Below are 15,456 nucleotides of genomic sequence, written 5' to 3'. Positions count from 1 at the left end.
ATGGCTATCGAAATCAACGTACCGGACATCGGTGCAGATGAAGTTGAAGTCACCGAAGTGCTGGTGAAGGTTGGCGACAAAGTTGAAGCTGAACAGTCGCTGATCACGGTGGAAGGTGATAAGGCTTCTATGGAAGTCCCTTCTCCGCAGGCTGGTATCATTAAAGAGATTAAAGTCTCTGTTGGTGACAAAGTTGAAACTGGCAAACTGATCATGATTTTCGATTCCGCCGACGGTGCAGCTGACGCTGCACCTGCTAAGGCAGAAGAGAAGAAAGAAACGGCTCCGGCCGCTGCACCAGCGGCCTCTGCGGCGAAAGACGTCAACGTACCGGATATCGGCGGTGACGAAGTCGAAGTGACCGAAGTGCTGGTTAAAGTGGGCGACACCGTTGCTGCTGAACAATCTCTGATCACTGTAGAAGGCGACAAGGCTTCTATGGAAGTCCCTGCACCTTTCGCAGGTACGGTTAAAGAGATCAAAATCAGCACTGGCGATAAAGTTTCTACTGGTTCTCTGATCATGGTATTCGACGTGGCTGGCAGTGCACCTGCTGCCTCAGCAGCGAAAGCTGAAGCGGCACCTGCTGCTGCGCCAGCGGCCTCTGCGGCGAAAGACGTCAACGTACCGGATATCGGCGGTGACGAAGTCGAAGTGACTGAAGTGATGGTTAAAGTTGGCGATAAAATCGCGGCTGAGCAATCGCTGATCACCGTTGAAGGCGATAAGGCTTCAATGGAAGTTCCTGCGCCATTCGCGGGTACGGTTAAAGAAATCAAAATCAGCACCGGCGATAAAGTTTCTACCGGTTCACTGATCATGGTCTTCGAAGTAGAAGGCGCTGCACCTGCGGCGGCGGCTCCGGCTGCTAAGCAAGACGCTGCACCTGCTCCAGCGGCCAAACCTGCTGCTGCACCGGCAGCGAAAGCTGAAGGCAAGAGCGAGTTCGCTGAGAATGATGCTTATATTCACGCAACGCCGGTTATCCGTCGTCTGGCACGTGAATTTGGCGTGAATCTGGCAAAAGTGAAGGGTTCTGGTCGTAAAGGCCGTATCCTGCGCGAAGACGTTCAGGCTTACGTGAAAGATGCCGTGAAACGCGCTGAGTCTGCACCTGCCGCTGGCGCTGCTACTGGTGGTTCTCTGCCAGGACTGCTGCCGTGGCCGAAAGTCGATTTCAGCAAGTTTGGTGAGGTTGAAGAAGTGGAGTTGGGTCGTATCCAGAAAATCTCTGGTGCCAACCTGAGCCGTAACTGGGTGGTGATCCCGCATGTTACGCACTTCGACAAAACCGACATCACTGAGCTGGAAGCGTTCCGCAAACAGCAGAACGTGGAAGCTGAGAAGCGCAGACTGGATGTGAAAATCACCCCAGTTGTCTTCATCATGAAAGCCGTTGCTGCTGCGCTTGAGCAAATGCCACGTTTCAACAGTTCACTGTCTGAAGACGCTCAACGTCTGACGCTGAAGAAATACATCAACATCGGTGTAGCGGTTGATACGCCGAATGGTCTGGTGGTTCCTGTGTTCAAAGATGTGAACAAGAAAGGCATCATTGAGCTGTCTCGCGAACTGATGGCGATCTCCAAGAAAGCCCGTGACGGTAAGCTGACCGCAGGCGAAATGCAGGGGGGATGCTTCACTATCTCCAGCCTGGGCGGCATCGGGACTACGCACTTTGCGCCGATCGTCAACGCGCCAGAAGTCGCTATTCTTGGTGTGTCTAAGTCTGCGATGGAACCGGTCTGGAATGGTAAAGAGTTCACGCCGCGTCTGATGATGCCGATGTCTCTGTCCTTCGACCACCGTGTCATTGACGGTGCTGATGGTGCTCGCTTCATTACCATCATTAACAACACGTTGTCTGACATCCGCCGTCTGGTGATGTAATCGAAAAGCCGGCCTGACGGCCGGCTTTTTTCTGATAAGCTGTTATTTGTTACAGCGGTCAGTGATCAAGGACAAATCGTTAGTCGCTTGTTGTTTCAAAATTGTTAACAATTTTGTAAACTACAGCGGCAAAGATACGTCCCGGTGGAAGAGGGCGTTATTAAAAATGTACCCGATCGGAACGACGACGGGTGTGACGTCACAGACCCGCCGGAAATTAATTAAGAGGTCATGATGAGTACTGAAATTAAAGCTCAGGTAGTGGTACTTGGTGGCGGCCCAGCAGGTTATTCTGCGGCATTTCGCGCGGCGGATTTGGGGCTGGAAACCGTACTGGTAGAGCGTTACGCCACGTTAGGTGGGGTGTGTCTGAATGTTGGCTGTATCCCATCTAAAGCGTTGTTGCACGTTGCTAAAGTGATTGAAGAAGCCAAGGCGCTGGCAGAACACGGTATCGTGTTCGGTGAACCTAAAACCGACATTGATAAAATCCGACTGTGGAAAGAAAAGGTCATTAATCAAATGACTGGCGGCCTGGCTGGTATGGCAAAGGGCCGTAAGGTTAAGGTTGTTAACGGTCTGGGCAAATTTTCTGGGGCTAACACGCTGGTTGTTGATGGTGAAAGCGGTAAAACGACGATTACCTTCGATAACGCGGTCATCGCCGCGGGTTCACGTCCGATCCAACTGCCATTTATTCCTCATGATGACCCGCGCGTATGGGATTCTACGGATGCGCTGGAACTGAAAAATGTTCCTGGGCGTTTGTTGGTCATGGGCGGTGGTATCATCGGTCTGGAAATGGGTACGGTTTACCATGCTCTGGGTTCACAGATCGACGTGGTTGAAATGTTTGACCAGGTGATTCCTGCTGCTGATAAAGATATCGTTAAGGTCTTCACCAAACGTATCAGCAAGCAGTTTAACCTGATGCTGGAAACGAAAGTGACCGCGGTAGAAGCTAAAGAAGACGGCATCTATGTGACGATGGAAGGTAAAAAAGCCCCTGCGGGGCCACAGCGTTATGATGCGGTGCTGGTTGCGATTGGTCGCGTACCTAACGGCAAATTGCTGGATGCGGGTCAGGCTGGCGTGGAAGTTGACGATCGCGGCTTCATCCACGTTGATAAGCAAATGCGTACCAACGTGCCGCATATCTACGCTATCGGTGACATCGTTGGTCAACCGATGCTGGCGCACAAAGGGGCGCATGAAGGCCACGTCGCGGCTGAAGTGATCTCCGGTAAGAAGCACTATTTCGATCCGAAAGTAATCCCTTCCATTGCCTATACCGAACCGGAAGTGGCATGGGTTGGTGTAACTGAAAAAGAAGCGAAAGAAAAAGGCATCAGCTACGAAACGGCAACCTTCCCGTGGGCCGCTTCCGGTCGTGCTGTCGCTTCCGACTGTTCAGAAGGTTTGACCAAACTGATTTTCGACAAAGAAACGCACCGTATCATCGGTGGTGCGATTGTCGGGACTAACGGTGGTGAACTGTTAGGTGAAATCGGTCTGGCGATCGAAATGGGTTGTGATGCAGAAGATATCGCACTGACTATCCATGCGCACCCAACGCTGCATGAGTCCGTTGGTCTGGCTGCTGAAGTCTATGAAGGTAGCATCACTGACTTGCCTAACCCGAAAGCGAAGAAGAAGTAAGTTCACTCGCGTTCGATAAATTAGAATCCGGTGCCTTAGGCTCCGGATTTTTTTATCCGTCAGATGAGGGAAATATTCGCGCGTAGAGAAAATCCACTAGCGCTCGCACTTTTGGTGACGGGTGCTTGCTCGCGGGCCACAATACATGGAAGACGCCACTGCGTTTCACGTAGTCGGTCAGGATCGGTTGTAGTAATCCCTTGTCCAGCGGTTCGCGGATAGAGAAATCCGGCAGGTAGGCGATCCCCAGCCCCTGTAGTGCAAAACAGACACGTGTTTCGATGTTGTTGCAGATCATCGAGGTAGGCAATGGTAACTCTGGTTCGCCGGGGGGAAGCTGCAGCACCCACGGCTCCAGCTTGCCGCTGGTGGGAAAGCGATAGTGCAGACAGTTGTGCTGCATCAGGTCGGTCGGTGTTTTGGGCGCTCCGAGACGAGCAAGGTAGTCTGGCGCGGCCACCAGCAGAAAACGGAAAGTGCCCAGTTTGCGCGCGGTGAGTCGTGAGTCAATGGGGTTGCCTATCCGTACTACCGCATCGAAACCTTCTTCAATCACATCCACCATTCGGTCGGTGAAGTCCAGATCCAATTCAATTTCGGGATATTCGCGCATGAATTCGCCGAGTACAGGAAGCACCAGTGAACTGACCAACGGCAGGCTTACTCGCAGCCGTCCGCGTGGTGCTGCGTTGCTCTGCGACAGTTCCAACTCCGCTGCCTCGATTTCAGCCAGGATGCGTCGGCTGCGCGCCAGAAACAGTGAACCTTCAGCCGTCAGTGTAATGCTGCGAGTACTGCGGTGAAACAGCCTTACGCCCAGTTTTTCTTCAAGCCGTGCGACGCTTTTGCCTACCGCAGACGCCGACACGCCGAGCAATCGACCCGCAGCAACGAAACTGCGTGTTTCCGCTACCTGCACAAACACGACGAAACCATTCAGACTGTCCATACTGCTCCTACATTGCGGATAGTTTGTTCCGTATATCGAGGAACTGTAGCCTACTTTTTCTTTAATCGCTGATTTTTTATCGTAACGGGAACGCCCATTGATGAAAGGAACATTTCGTGATAACTCCCGCATTTCCTCTGTATACCGATGCTCCGTCAGCGCCTCTCTCTGCCCGAATTCAGGCCACCGTTCAACAGGCGTTGGACGAACGGCGCTTGGTTGGCGCTGTCGTATTGGTCGCACGCAACGGAAAATTACTTCATCAGCAAGCGGCTGGATGGGCCGATCGGGAGTGCGCCCGTCCGATGGTGCTGGACGCTATCTTCCGGTTGGCTTCGGTAAGCAAGCCTATTGTGTCCGTGGCGGCGCTGGTGCTTGTGGCGCAAGGTCGGCTCGATCTGGATGAGGATATCACTCGCTGGATGCCAACGTTCCAACTCCGACTGGTCGACGGCAGCCCTGCGCGCGTCACCGTGCGGCAGCTGCTTAGCCACACTGCGGGGTTGGGCTATCGCTTTTTCGAAACCCATACGGACGATCCCTACGCGCAAGCGGGGGTTTCAGACGGTATGGATGCCTCCGGTATCACTCTGAACGAAAACCTGCGTCGCCTCGCCAGTGTTCCGTTGCAGTACGCGCCGGGAACGGCATGGGGTTATTCGCTGGCAACGGATGTCTTGGGCGCCTTGATCGAACGCATTCACGGTTTGTCATTGGGGGAAGCGGTTCGCCAACTGGTGACCGACCCGCTGGGTATGCATGATACGGGCTTCGTTGTGCGTGAGCCATCGCGGCTGACCACCGCTTATGTGAATGATACTCCTCAGCCACATCGCCTGATCGAAGGTGAAACGGTGTCTCCCTTCGAAGGCGCAATCGGCATTGCGTACAGCCCCGCTCGAATCTTGGACACACGAGCATTCCCATCCGGTGGTGCTGGCATGGCGGGGACAGCATGGGATCTGCTACGTCTGCTGGAAGCGTTGCGTAAAGGGGGCGGTGTACTGCTGCCTGATGCGTTGATCGAGGAGATGGGGCGCGATCAGACCCATGGCCTTGAACTGCCCAATGCACCGGGTTGCGGCTTTGGCCTCGGTTTTTCGGTCTTGCGCGATCCGCAGTTAGCTGAATCGCCAGAGTCGTCAGGCACCTGGCGCTGGGGCGGTGCTTACGGGCATTCATGGTTTGTCGACCGAACACAGGGGTTGAGCGTGGTGGCTTTCACCAACACGATGTTCGAGGGGATGTCGGGGCGTTTTGTCACCGATTTGCGTGATGCGGTGTATGGTACGTTGGAGTCAATGCAATGACCGTTTCAATGACGGCTACCTACCATGGCAGACTGCCCGTTGCCTCATTGCTAGCGTTGGCCACGGCAGCCTTCATTACTATCCTGACCGAAGCGCTGCCTGCGGGCCTGTTGCCACAAATGGCGCAAGGTCTGGCAGTGTCTGAAGCTTGGGTCGGGCAAACTGTCACTATCTACGCCATAGGTTCTCTGGTGGCGGCAATCCCGTTGACCGCCGCGACGCAAGGTGTGCGTCGCCGCCAGTTGCTGTTAACGGCTATCGGCGGTTTCGTCGTCGCCAATACGATTACGGCGCTTTCCGGCAGTTATCTGCTGACGATGGCGGCGCGTTTTCTGGCGGGTGTTTCTGCTGGGTTGCTATGGGCGCTACTGGCAGGCTATGCGGCGCGTATGGTGCCTGAACACCAGAAAGGGCGGGCTATTGCGATAGCGATGGTCGGTACGCCACTAGCACTGTCGCTTGGTGTACCCGCTGGCACCGTTCTTGGCAACGTGATCGGCTGGCGTATGTGTTTCGGTATGATGAGCGGTCTGGCAGTCATACTCATGTTGTGGGTACGTATTCAGGTGCCGGATTTTTCCGGACAGCCAGCAGGCAAGCGGTGGTCTTTTGGGACGGTGTTCACTGTGGCGGGCGTCCGTCCGGTGCTGTGTGTCGTGTTGGCCTTCGTGCTGGCGCATAACATCCTCTACACCTATATTGCACCGTTTCTCGCGGCGGCGGGTATGGTCGCACAGACCAGTCTGGTGCTGCTGGTATTCGGCGTCACATCTCTACTGGGCATTGGGATCATCGGTGTGCTGATTGACCGCTATTTACGTGTTCTGACGCTTGCCTGCTCGGGATTGTTCTGCCTGTCCGTACTCGCGCTTGGCGTGGCAGGTGATAAACATGCTGTGGTCTATGCGGCAGTGGCCATCTGGGGACTTGCCTTCGGCGGTGCGGCGACGTTATTCCAGACGGCTATTGTCAGAACGGCTGGGGAGGGAGCCGATGTGGCGCAGTCTATGTTGGTCACGGTCTGGAACATGGCTATCGCCGGGGGCGGTATTATCGGCGGTGTTCTGCTGGATCACATCGGTGTTGGCGCTTTCTCTCCGGTGCTGCTGGTGCTGTTATTGATTGCGCTCGTTGTGGTGTGGTCGGCCAGACAACACGGTTTCCCTATGGCACGGCGGTAAGGTATTAAGCATCTGGATTTTTTTGCCTGTGGCTTCGCAGAATGCGCGCTCCGTCCGTTTATTTTTAGCCACGTCAATTACAATCAAACCTCAAAAAAGAAACGATGTTTTGTTTTTGAGGTTATGATGAATCTGAATACCTTACGCTCCTCTGTCTGGTTATTGGCGGCGTTACTAGCCAGCCCTTCACTGATGGCGAACGATATGAACCCTTCTCCCCAAATAGCGGCGGATCAGGCAGTGACGGATGAAGGGCTACCTTCATTTTATCCGCAGCTTAAGCAGCAGATGACCTACTCTGATTCCTGGCTATCTGGCAATTTTACGGATTTTAGTCAGTGGCAATCTCAATCAAGAAAAACGCTGCGTTCGCTGCTTCTGACGCCGGATTCCACCAAAAATTTCGCGCCGCAGGCGATCGAAAAACAGGATCGCGGCAGCTACACGGCAGAGAAAGTCGCCTTCAATCTCACCGATGAAAGTCGCGTAGATGCACTGCTCCTGACGCCAAAAAGCGCGGGACCGCATCCGGCGGTAATTCTGCTGCACGATCACGGCGCGAAGTTTGATATCGGCAAAGAGAAGATGATCAAGCCGTGGGGCAATGACGAACAGCTTGCTTCCGCACAGGCGTGGGCCGATAAGTTCTTCACGGGGCGCTTTGTCGGCGATGAGCTGGCGAAGCGAGGCTATGTGGTGCTGGCCGTGGATGCGCTAGGCTGGGGATCGCGTGGTCCGATCAAATATGAACAGCAGCAGGCGCTGGCGAGTAATTTCTTTAATCTCGGGCGTTCGCTCGCGGGTCTGATGGCCTACGAGGATATGCGGGCGACGGATTTTCTGGCATCGCTTGAGCAGGTCGATAAGCAACGTATTGGTGTCGTTGGCTTTTCGATGGGAGCCTATCGCGCCTGGCAGCTCGCCGCGCTATCCGATAAGGTAGCGGCAACGGCAGCGGTGTCCTGGATTGGCACGTACGATGGTCTGATGACGCCAGGTAATAACGTGCTGAGAGGCCAGTCAGCATTCTATATGTTACATCCGGGGCAACCGACACGCTTTGATTTCCCCGATGTGGCGAGTGTCGCGGCACCAAAACCGATGCTGTTATTTAACGGCGGCAAAGACAAACTGTTCCCGACGCAATCGGTTGAAGACGCCTATGCCAAGATGCACAAAGTGTGGCAATCCCAACAGGCGGACAGCAAGCTGCAAACTAAGATCTGGCCTGAATTAGGGCATGTTTTCTATCAGGAGCAGCAGGAAGAAGTCTTTCGCTTTCTGGACCAGTGGCTAACGCCATAGCCGACAGAGCCTGAATGATAATAAGTTTTTTGATAACATCAGATTACTGATGCATTGCTAGCCTCTGTGTGCTGTCGCATTCAGAGGTTTTTTTTAATTTTACAGGGATGAGGTGATGAAGAAATATCTGGGCATTATCATGATGGGGCTATGGCTGTCAGGCTGTAATGGATAAGATAAGCTCCGCGAGGGGAAATATCTGGTTGACGATATTCGTGTTGTATTTGATAACAGTAAAAACCCTGAAACCAATAAAAACAGAGATGATCTTCAGGAACATATAGCGAAAAGCCTCAAGGGCATTAAAAACGATATCTATTTTAATCTGACGCCGACGCAGGTTAATTACTATAACTCGGAGGGCGAATATACCGAGGAGATGAAAGATAACCGTATACAGATAAACGGTTCGTGGCATACGCTAAAAATTACCGGGAAAAACACGGTTCAGTTTGTATCGGATAAAAGCGCTGCCTGTGCATTTTATTATTGTGAAATCACCATGGTCTTGAAAAAAACGGAAGAACAGTCGCCCGATTTACTTAAGATCAAGCAGCGTTTTGACGAGCATAAAAAAGCCTATCAGGCACAGCTTCTTGAGGAAAAAGAGGCATTTAATCGCGCGCCGATGGATGATTTTCCGGGTATTCCTTTTTACCTTGAAAAGCAATTTGAGATTAAGCTGCCGTTTAAGATGTACGACAAGCTGGATTTGTGGACATTCGGGACCTATGTTCGCCGGATGGGGCGTCTGCTGATCGATAGGGAAAATACAGATACACAGATCTATTCCTATCAAGATAAGCAGAATAAAACTGACTTTGACCTGTTTACCGTGAGCGCGGCAAAAGAGGATTTTAAGCTCGCATCGTGGCTGGAAGGGCAAAAGGGCGTGTTGTTCCAGTCGGAAAACGGTGCGGCATATGCTAATCAACGAGGCACATTGGAAGCGGTCTATTTTCAATATGATGAGGCTACGCAACGCTACTTTATCGGGTTAGCAAATGCTGAGGACGCCGTCGCGTTAGCCAAAGCGTTTGCCGTACTGCGTACCATGGATGAACGTTACCGCGGCGAGCAGAGGCTGTCGATGTACGATCTGGCATTATCTTCGCAGGCGTTGGAAGCGAAGTATGGTGTAAAGATCGCGGATGAATTTAATATCGCAGAAATACATCAGCAAATATGGAAAGACATAAATAAGAATCTGGAAAAGCCCGAACGTTTTATCGATCGGGGAATGAAACGTATACAGATAAAATTCCCGTCAGAAGTCATTCAATATGATATTTATTTTAACGTGTCTCCCCAGTCAATCCCTGAGCTTATGGTTGAAACTAAAGAGATCGTTCCCGAAGGTAAAGAAGTTGATGACATTTTTATTTATGGCGACAGTGCGTTTGTCGGCTATGAATATGATGTGAATGTGGGAAATGGGCTCACATTGCAATTTTTAGTCCCGAAAGATTCAGGAACACTGCTGGAACGCCTGATGTTTCTGCATGTATTACGGCAGCTTGATATGGCGCATTTTCCCGTGATTCCTGAGCAAGAGGGAAAAAACTTGTCTAAGTATGAGCGTGCGTCATTTTTCGAATCTAACCTTGATGACCGTTATTTCAAAGTGAAAGAAGGTCTTATCGACAGTGTGGGCAATCTGATAATAGTTAATCCTGCTGATGGCTATTTTAAGTTTGAATACCGTTCTCCCCATATACTGGCGACCCGCTATAAATCAGAGGGAGAAGGGAATTATTCCAGAGTACCGGGTGTGATGGTATTTGATGAAAAAGGAAAATTGATTTCCCATCAGGCTGATTGAGTCGAACTTACGGCGTGGTGGCTGTCGGAGTAATAGTATTGTCGAGAATAGTATTGTCGAGAATAGTGCTGTCGATAACGATGCTTATCGACAGCAACCAGCATCCCGTTAAAGCCTAAAGCTGGTATTTTTTTAAAACCAGCATTGTTAAAATAATAGCCCAAGTAAATAGCGCAGATCGCCCGCTTGCCGTAATGCGCAACGATCGGCGATCTGGTTACTGTCGAGATGCGCCAGAGAACCGATGGTTTGCTGCAATTTGGCGCGGAGATCGGTAGGGTGTGCCGAGGTTTCCTGACGTGTGGTGCGCTGGATTAGCGTGCTGCCGTTACGCAGGTGCAGCGTAACCTCATGAAAACGCGCCTCTGGGTCAAGCTCATCGGGTGGTGCGGTTTCATCGGCACGGCGTATGACGCGGTTCGCTAGCGCGGCGATCGTGGTTTCAACTGGTGCTTCCGAAAAATGTGCCAGCTTCAGTTCCCCTTCAATCAGCGCAGCCGCAATGACATATTCCAGACTGAAGCGTGCCTCTACGCCGTTGGTCGCGTTACGGATGAAAGGAGCAACGTCGCCGCCCGGCGGGAAGGTCACCGTGATACGCTCGATGGCGTCAGCCAGATCGGCATCCGCACCATTTTGCTCATGCCACCGTTCCCGCAACGCAAACGCGGCTTCGGCAGCGCTGTGGGTGCCGCCACAGGTCGGGTAGCGTTTGAATTCCAGACCGGGAGAAAGCATACGCCAGGGCGCTCCCCAGTTTTCCACCAGCAGCGCTGGCTGCTGTTTTTGATCGCCATGCGCGGCAAGAAAGGCGTCAATTACCAGTTTTTGATTGCCCTCGAAGCCCGCTAACCCTAGCTTGACGGCGGTTAGCCCTGCTCTGGCGGCAAGCCCGGCGTGTAGCGGTTTGACCGCAGAACCAAACTGTGCACGTAGCCCTGCGGCCTGTGTAGCGGCCAGACCAAGAATAGTTTGCGTTTGCTCCACCGAGGCACCAGCCAGACGTGCCGCCGCAGCCGCAGCAGCGATCGCGCCGAGCGTGGCCGTGTTGTGGTAACCGAGACTGTAATGACGCGGGCCGCATGCCAGCCCGATTCTGCCAGCGGCTTCTACGCCGATGACATAGGCTGTCAAAAACGCCTCTTCTGTCACAGATGCCTCTTCTGCGGCAAGGGCAAACAGCGCAGGTAGAATGACGGTGCTGGGGTGGCCGCGAAATGCAGGATGATAATCGTCAAAGTCGAGTACGTGACCGGCATAACCCAAAATCAGGCTACGTGTCAGGCTGTCCGCGCCGCTGAATACCTGCTTTAACGGTGCGAGCCCGCTATCAACAATCGCACCCTGTGCGATCGGGAGCGCAGTAGAGATGAAGTCAGTCACCCCTTCACGGGCGGCATCTACCGCTTCTTGGTTTGGCTCACTATGGATAATGTGGTGGGCAAGCGTTGCGGTGATATCAGTCTGAGTGGTCATGAGTTGTCAGGCATCTTGGCAGAAAAACACTAATTTACTGCTCGTCACTGAATAGCGATTAATAACCAAACGGAATAATAAATTCCATTTGGTTATTAGTGGTTCAGAATCAGAAGCGGTCTTTTAACTGCCCCGGCGTAATACCGAATGCACGGCGCAGCGCGGTGGCAAAGTTAGCGGGGCTGTTGTAGCCAGCAATGCTGGCTGCCTGAGCGATACCGATGCCGTCCTTCTGCAAAGCCAGCATGGCACGCTGCAAGCGACAGTTACGCAGGTATTCAAAAACGCTCATATTGAACGTCTGGCGAAAATGGCGCTGTAGCGTGCTTTCACTCATGTTGACGCTTTTGGCGATTTCACTCATCGACAGATGGTCGGCGCTGCCGCTTTCCAGCATCTCTCTGATTTGTTGAATGCGATGGTAGCTGCGTAGGGTAACACCGCTGCTTTTCTCCTGCGCCACGCTGGCAGTCAGTGAAGTAAACGCTTCAATAATCAGGCTCATACACTGCATTTCCAGATAAAGGCGTTGGAGCGGCGTTTGGCAAGGTTTAGCATCCAGCGTTTGTAAAGCAATTGCCAGCGCCTGTCGGGACGGTGTCCACAGGTGTGTCGCCAGATGAGTTTGTGTGAAATCGTGGATAGCCTGCCAGTCGCCAACGGAGTCCATCATATTGCCGTACAGCCATTCCCTGTCGAACGTCAGCGTAATCGTCCTTTCATATTCATCACGTTTGCCGATGCGAGTGAACATCGTCGGTTCCGTCAGCGTAATCAGCGAGGCGGGTTGATGCTCTCCCAGATGCAGTTCCTGATGGCCAAACGAGATATGCGCATTGCCGCTCACCACGATGGCGAGTTTGATGGCGTCATCCAGCAGGTTTTGGGTTTTCATGTTGTGGCGATTAATCACATCCGCGGTATGCAGGATCAGATGCGGGTTGAGCTGCACGACAGTGAACGACCCAAATAACACCGGCGTGTTATCGATCAGCCGAGGGCCGATAAAACGGTAATTGTTCGCGACCAGACTCGATTGCTGAACGATATGATCTTTATAGATCGGCTTTGATGACTGAGTGAAGCTGCGCACGTGATTACCTACCTGATTAAACCCTTCGACCTGCGCCTTCCATTTTGATGCTTTGGCAAAACATTTTGCTGCTAGAGCAAACCCCGTCCTGAATGACAAATGTAACAATGACCGCGCCAAAATGGTAATGCAAATACTTCTCAATAGCATTTTTCGTTGGGGAGGTCACATTGCACGCTAAATGCATTTTCCATTTCCAGCAATGCGGAGAAAAGGGCTGATTGATGACACACAGCATTCCATAACAACACGACGTGATGCCCGTCGGCATGACGCTTCTCTCCCGATAACCGCCACGTCTGCGCGTTTTATCTCCGCCGTTATTCAGCACGGTTGCTGATGGTCGTTAAGTGTCGCTGCACCGGCTGCGATGTTGATCCTTTTTCAGGCTACTTATTCATTTCTTACAGGGCAGGATAATTTTGATGAAACTACCACAATCGCGCCATTATTTGGTGACGCTCATTGGCGTTAGCTGCGGGATGACATCATTTCTGAGTGCAGCGCAAACCTCGACTATTTCTTCAACAGAACCTGCCTCTCAGGTGCAGAATCAAGCCGAAAGTAAAGCGTCGGGCGATACGATGGTAGTGACGGCCGCTGAGCAAACCCGTCAGGCTCCCGGTGTATCGATAATTACGGCTGAGGATATCAGCAAGCGCCCGCCCGCTAACGATCTGTCAGAACTGATTCGCACCATGCCGGGCGTTAATCTGTCCGGTAACTCAACCAGCGGCCAGCGTGGTAACAACCGCCAGATCGATATCCGCGGCATGGGACCGGAAAACACGCTGATTCTGGTGGATGGCAAACCGGTGTCGAGCCGTACGGCCGTACGCTACGGGTGGCGCGGCGAGCGCGACACCCGTGGTGACACCAACTGGGTGCCTGCCGACATGGTTGAGCGTATTGAAGTGCTGCGTGGCCCGGCGGCGGCGCGCTATGGTAACGGCGCGGCGGGCGGTGTGGTCAACATCATCACCAAACAGCCGACGCAAGAATGGCACGGTACCTGGAATACTTATCTGAACGCACCGGAACATAGCTCGGAAGGCGCGACTAAGCGTACCGATTTCAGCCTGATGGGCGGCTTGACCGACAACCTAAGCTTCCGCCTGTTCGGCAATATGAATAAAACCGAGGCTGATGCACGCGATATTAACCAAGGCCACCAGTCTGCACGCGCGGGCAATCAGTCAGCTTCACTGCCTGCTGGGCGTGAAGGTGTGCGTAACAGAGATATCAACGGTCTGCTGCGCTGGGATATGACCCAGCAGCAGTCGCTGGAGTTCGAAGCAGGCTCCAGTCGCCAGGGTAATATTTATGCGGGCGATTCGCAAAATACCAACACCAACCCGCTTGTCGTAAGCAATTATGGCAAGGAAACCAACCGCATGTACCGCCAGAATTTTGCGGTCACGCATCGCGGCTACTGGGATAGCGGCGTTAGTTCCACGTCATACCTGCAATACGAACGTACGCACAATACCCGTATTCTTGAGGGACTGTCTGGCGGTTTAGAAGGGATTTTTGATACCACGAATCCGAACCAATATGGCACCATCAAACTGGATAATTTCACTGCACATAACGAAGTGAATCTTCCGCTGAATCTCTGGGTCGATCAGGTGCTGACGTTCGGGATTGAGTGGAACGAGCAGAAAATGAAAGATCCGGTCTCAAATGCACAGGATACAGAAGAAGCGGGAAGCATTGGTTCGCTAAGTAGCCGTGGCCGTAGTGAGCGATCTTCTGCTCGCCTGGCTTCTGCTTTTGTGGAAGATAATATCCAGCTAACACAAAGTACCGTGCTGACACCGGCGCTGCGTGTCGATGATCACAGCACGGCTGGCACCAACTGGAGCCCGTCGCTCAACCTGTCACAGGAACTGGGTGAAGACTACACGCTGAAATTAGGGATCGCCCGTGCTTACAAAGCGCCGAACCTGTACCAGACCAACGAGAACTACATTCTCTATAGCCGCGGACAGGGCTGCTCCGGTGGCACCCCTTGCTACCTGATCGGCAATGAAGGTCTTAAGGCGGAAACCAGCCTGAATAAAGAAATTGGTCTGGAGTTCCATCGTGATGGGTTGATCGCGGGCATCACCTACTTCCATAATGATTACCGTAACAAGATTGAGTCTGGAAGCAATGTGATTGGCAACGCGGTAGGTGGAAACGATACGGGTCGCAACAACGCCAATATCTTCCAGTGGGGCAATGTGCCGAAAGCCGTGATTCAAGGGTTGGAAGGTAACCTGACCGTTCCCGTTACGGAGAGCATCAACTGGCGTAACAACCTGACCTGGATGCTGGAATCGAAGAATAAAACCACGGGCGATTACCTGTCGATTACCCCAGAATTTACTCTGAATTCATCGGTGGACTGGCAGGCGACGGAGAACCTCTCCTTCCTGGCCGATATGACCTGGTATGGTCGCCAGAAGCCGAAGATGTATAACTACAAAGGCGAACGCGTAACGGGTAGCACAACTAACGAGTTAAGCCCTTATGCGCTGTTTGGGTTAAGCAGTACCTATACGTTTAATAAAAACCTGAGTGTGACAGGCGGCGTAGAGAACCTGCTTGATAAGCGTCTGTTCCGTGCAGGTAATGCGCAGGACGTGGTGAATAACGGTGTTGTCACTATCGCAGGTGCAGGTGCGGCGACGTATAACGAACCGGGACGGACTTTCTTTGTGAGTGTGAAGACATCGTTCTAACGCCACATTTCATCGCCAACGCCACGGAGAATCGCCTTGCCGTGG

10 protein-coding genes are annotated in these 15,456 nt (G+C 52.6%); 7 read left to right on the top strand and 3 right to left on the bottom strand.

Features of this window, described 5'->3' with window-relative positions; genetic code table 11:
* Entirely contained in the window at positions 1 to 1,890 is a 1,890-nt protein-coding gene (aceF, locus tag AACH44_RS16970) for a pyruvate dehydrogenase complex dihydrolipoyllysine-residue acetyltransferase (protein WP_261847070.1), read from the top strand.
* Positions 1,891 to 2,124: 234 nt separating this feature from the next.
* Complete coding sequence (lpdA, locus tag AACH44_RS16965) at positions 2,125 to 3,549, top strand: dihydrolipoyl dehydrogenase (protein ID WP_261847069.1); 1,425 nt, start codon at positions 2,125 to 2,127, stop codon at positions 3,547 to 3,549.
* Positions 3,550 to 3,601: 52 nt separating this feature from the next.
* On the opposite strand, the gene AACH44_RS16960 is transcribed toward lpdA, so the two are convergent.
* Positions 3,602 to 4,498: a LysR family transcriptional regulator gene (locus AACH44_RS16960; protein ID WP_261847068.1), complete on the bottom strand. Its 897-nt coding sequence runs from the start codon at positions 4,496 to 4,498 to the stop codon at positions 3,602 to 3,604.
* Positions 4,499 to 4,614: 116 nt separating this feature from the next.
* Between AACH44_RS16960 and AACH44_RS16955 the strand changes: the two genes are divergently transcribed.
* The 4 genes from AACH44_RS16955 to AACH44_RS16940 all read left to right on the top strand — a co-directional run bounded on the left by AACH44_RS16955 (position 4,615) and on the right by AACH44_RS16940 (position 10,116).
* A complete protein-coding gene (locus tag AACH44_RS16955; protein ID WP_261847067.1) occupies positions 4,615 to 5,808 on the top strand; it encodes a serine hydrolase domain-containing protein in 1,194 nt (397 codons plus the stop codon).
* The gene (locus AACH44_RS16950) at positions 5,805 to 6,989 is read left to right on the top strand and encodes an MFS transporter (RefSeq protein WP_261847066.1); all 1,185 of its coding nucleotides are present in this window, start codon (positions 5,805 to 5,807) and stop codon (positions 6,987 to 6,989) included. Before AACH44_RS16955 ends, AACH44_RS16950 begins: the two co-directional genes overlap by 4 nt.
* Positions 6,990 to 7,115: 126 nt before the next feature.
* The gene (locus AACH44_RS16945) at positions 7,116 to 8,294 is read left to right on the top strand and encodes a dienelactone hydrolase family protein (protein ID WP_261847116.1); all 1,179 of its coding nucleotides are present in this window, start codon (positions 7,116 to 7,118) and stop codon (positions 8,292 to 8,294) included.
* 502 nt (positions 8,295 to 8,796) lie between these two features.
* Positions 8,797 to 10,116: a hypothetical protein gene (locus tag AACH44_RS16940; RefSeq protein WP_261847065.1), complete on the top strand. Its 1,320-nt coding sequence runs from the start codon at positions 8,797 to 8,799 to the stop codon at positions 10,114 to 10,116.
* 147 nt (positions 10,117 to 10,263) lie between these two features.
* On the opposite strand, the gene AACH44_RS16935 is transcribed toward AACH44_RS16940, so the two are convergent.
* Positions 10,264 to 11,592, bottom strand: coding sequence for an MmgE/PrpD family protein (locus tag AACH44_RS16935; RefSeq protein ID WP_261847064.1), 1,329 nt, complete (start codon positions 11,590 to 11,592; stop codon positions 10,264 to 10,266).
* 109 nt (positions 11,593 to 11,701) lie between these two features.
* Positions 11,702 to 12,685, bottom strand: a complete 984-nt coding sequence (locus AACH44_RS16930; RefSeq protein ID WP_261847063.1) for a helix-turn-helix transcriptional regulator — start codon at positions 12,683 to 12,685, stop codon at positions 11,702 to 11,704.
* A 425-nt stretch (positions 12,686 to 13,110) separates the two neighbouring features.
* Between AACH44_RS16930 and AACH44_RS16925 the strand changes: the two genes are divergently transcribed.
* A complete protein-coding gene (locus tag AACH44_RS16925; protein WP_261847062.1) occupies positions 13,111 to 15,411 on the top strand; it encodes a TonB-dependent siderophore receptor in 2,301 nt (766 codons plus the stop codon).
* Positions 15,412 to 15,456: the final 45 nt, after the last annotated feature.

Source organism: Pectobacterium araliae (assembly GCF_037076465.1).
Classification (GTDB): Bacteria; Pseudomonadota; Gammaproteobacteria; order Enterobacterales; family Enterobacteriaceae; genus Pectobacterium; species Pectobacterium araliae.
The sequence above is the reverse complement of the archived record's forward strand: the minus strand, read 5'-3'. Positions and strand labels throughout refer to the sequence as shown.

Coding starts and splice junctions, on each gene's coding strand:
- lpdA (WP_261847069.1), top strand. CDS start 2,125: ATGAGTACTGAAATTAAAGCTCAGGTAGTGGTACTTGGTGGCGGCCCA.
- AACH44_RS16960 (WP_261847068.1), bottom strand. CDS start 4,498: ATGGACAGTCTGAATGGTTTCGTCGTGTTTGTGCAGGTAGCGGAAACA.
- AACH44_RS16945 (WP_261847116.1), top strand. CDS start 7,116: ATGAATCTGAATACCTTACGCTCCTCTGTCTGGTTATTGGCGGCGTTA.
- AACH44_RS16925 (WP_261847062.1), top strand. CDS start 13,111: ATGAAACTACCACAATCGCGCCATTATTTGGTGACGCTCATTGGCGTT.
- AACH44_RS16935 (WP_261847064.1), bottom strand. CDS start 11,592: ATGACCACTCAGACTGATATCACCGCAACGCTTGCCCACCACATTATC.
- AACH44_RS16950 (WP_261847066.1), top strand. CDS start 5,805: ATGACCGTTTCAATGACGGCTACCTACCATGGCAGACTGCCCGTTGCC.
- AACH44_RS16940 (WP_261847065.1), top strand. CDS start 8,797: ATGGTCTTGAAAAAAACGGAAGAACAGTCGCCCGATTTACTTAAGATC.
- aceF (WP_261847070.1), top strand. CDS start 1: ATGGCTATCGAAATCAACGTACCGGACATCGGTGCAGATGAAGTTGAA.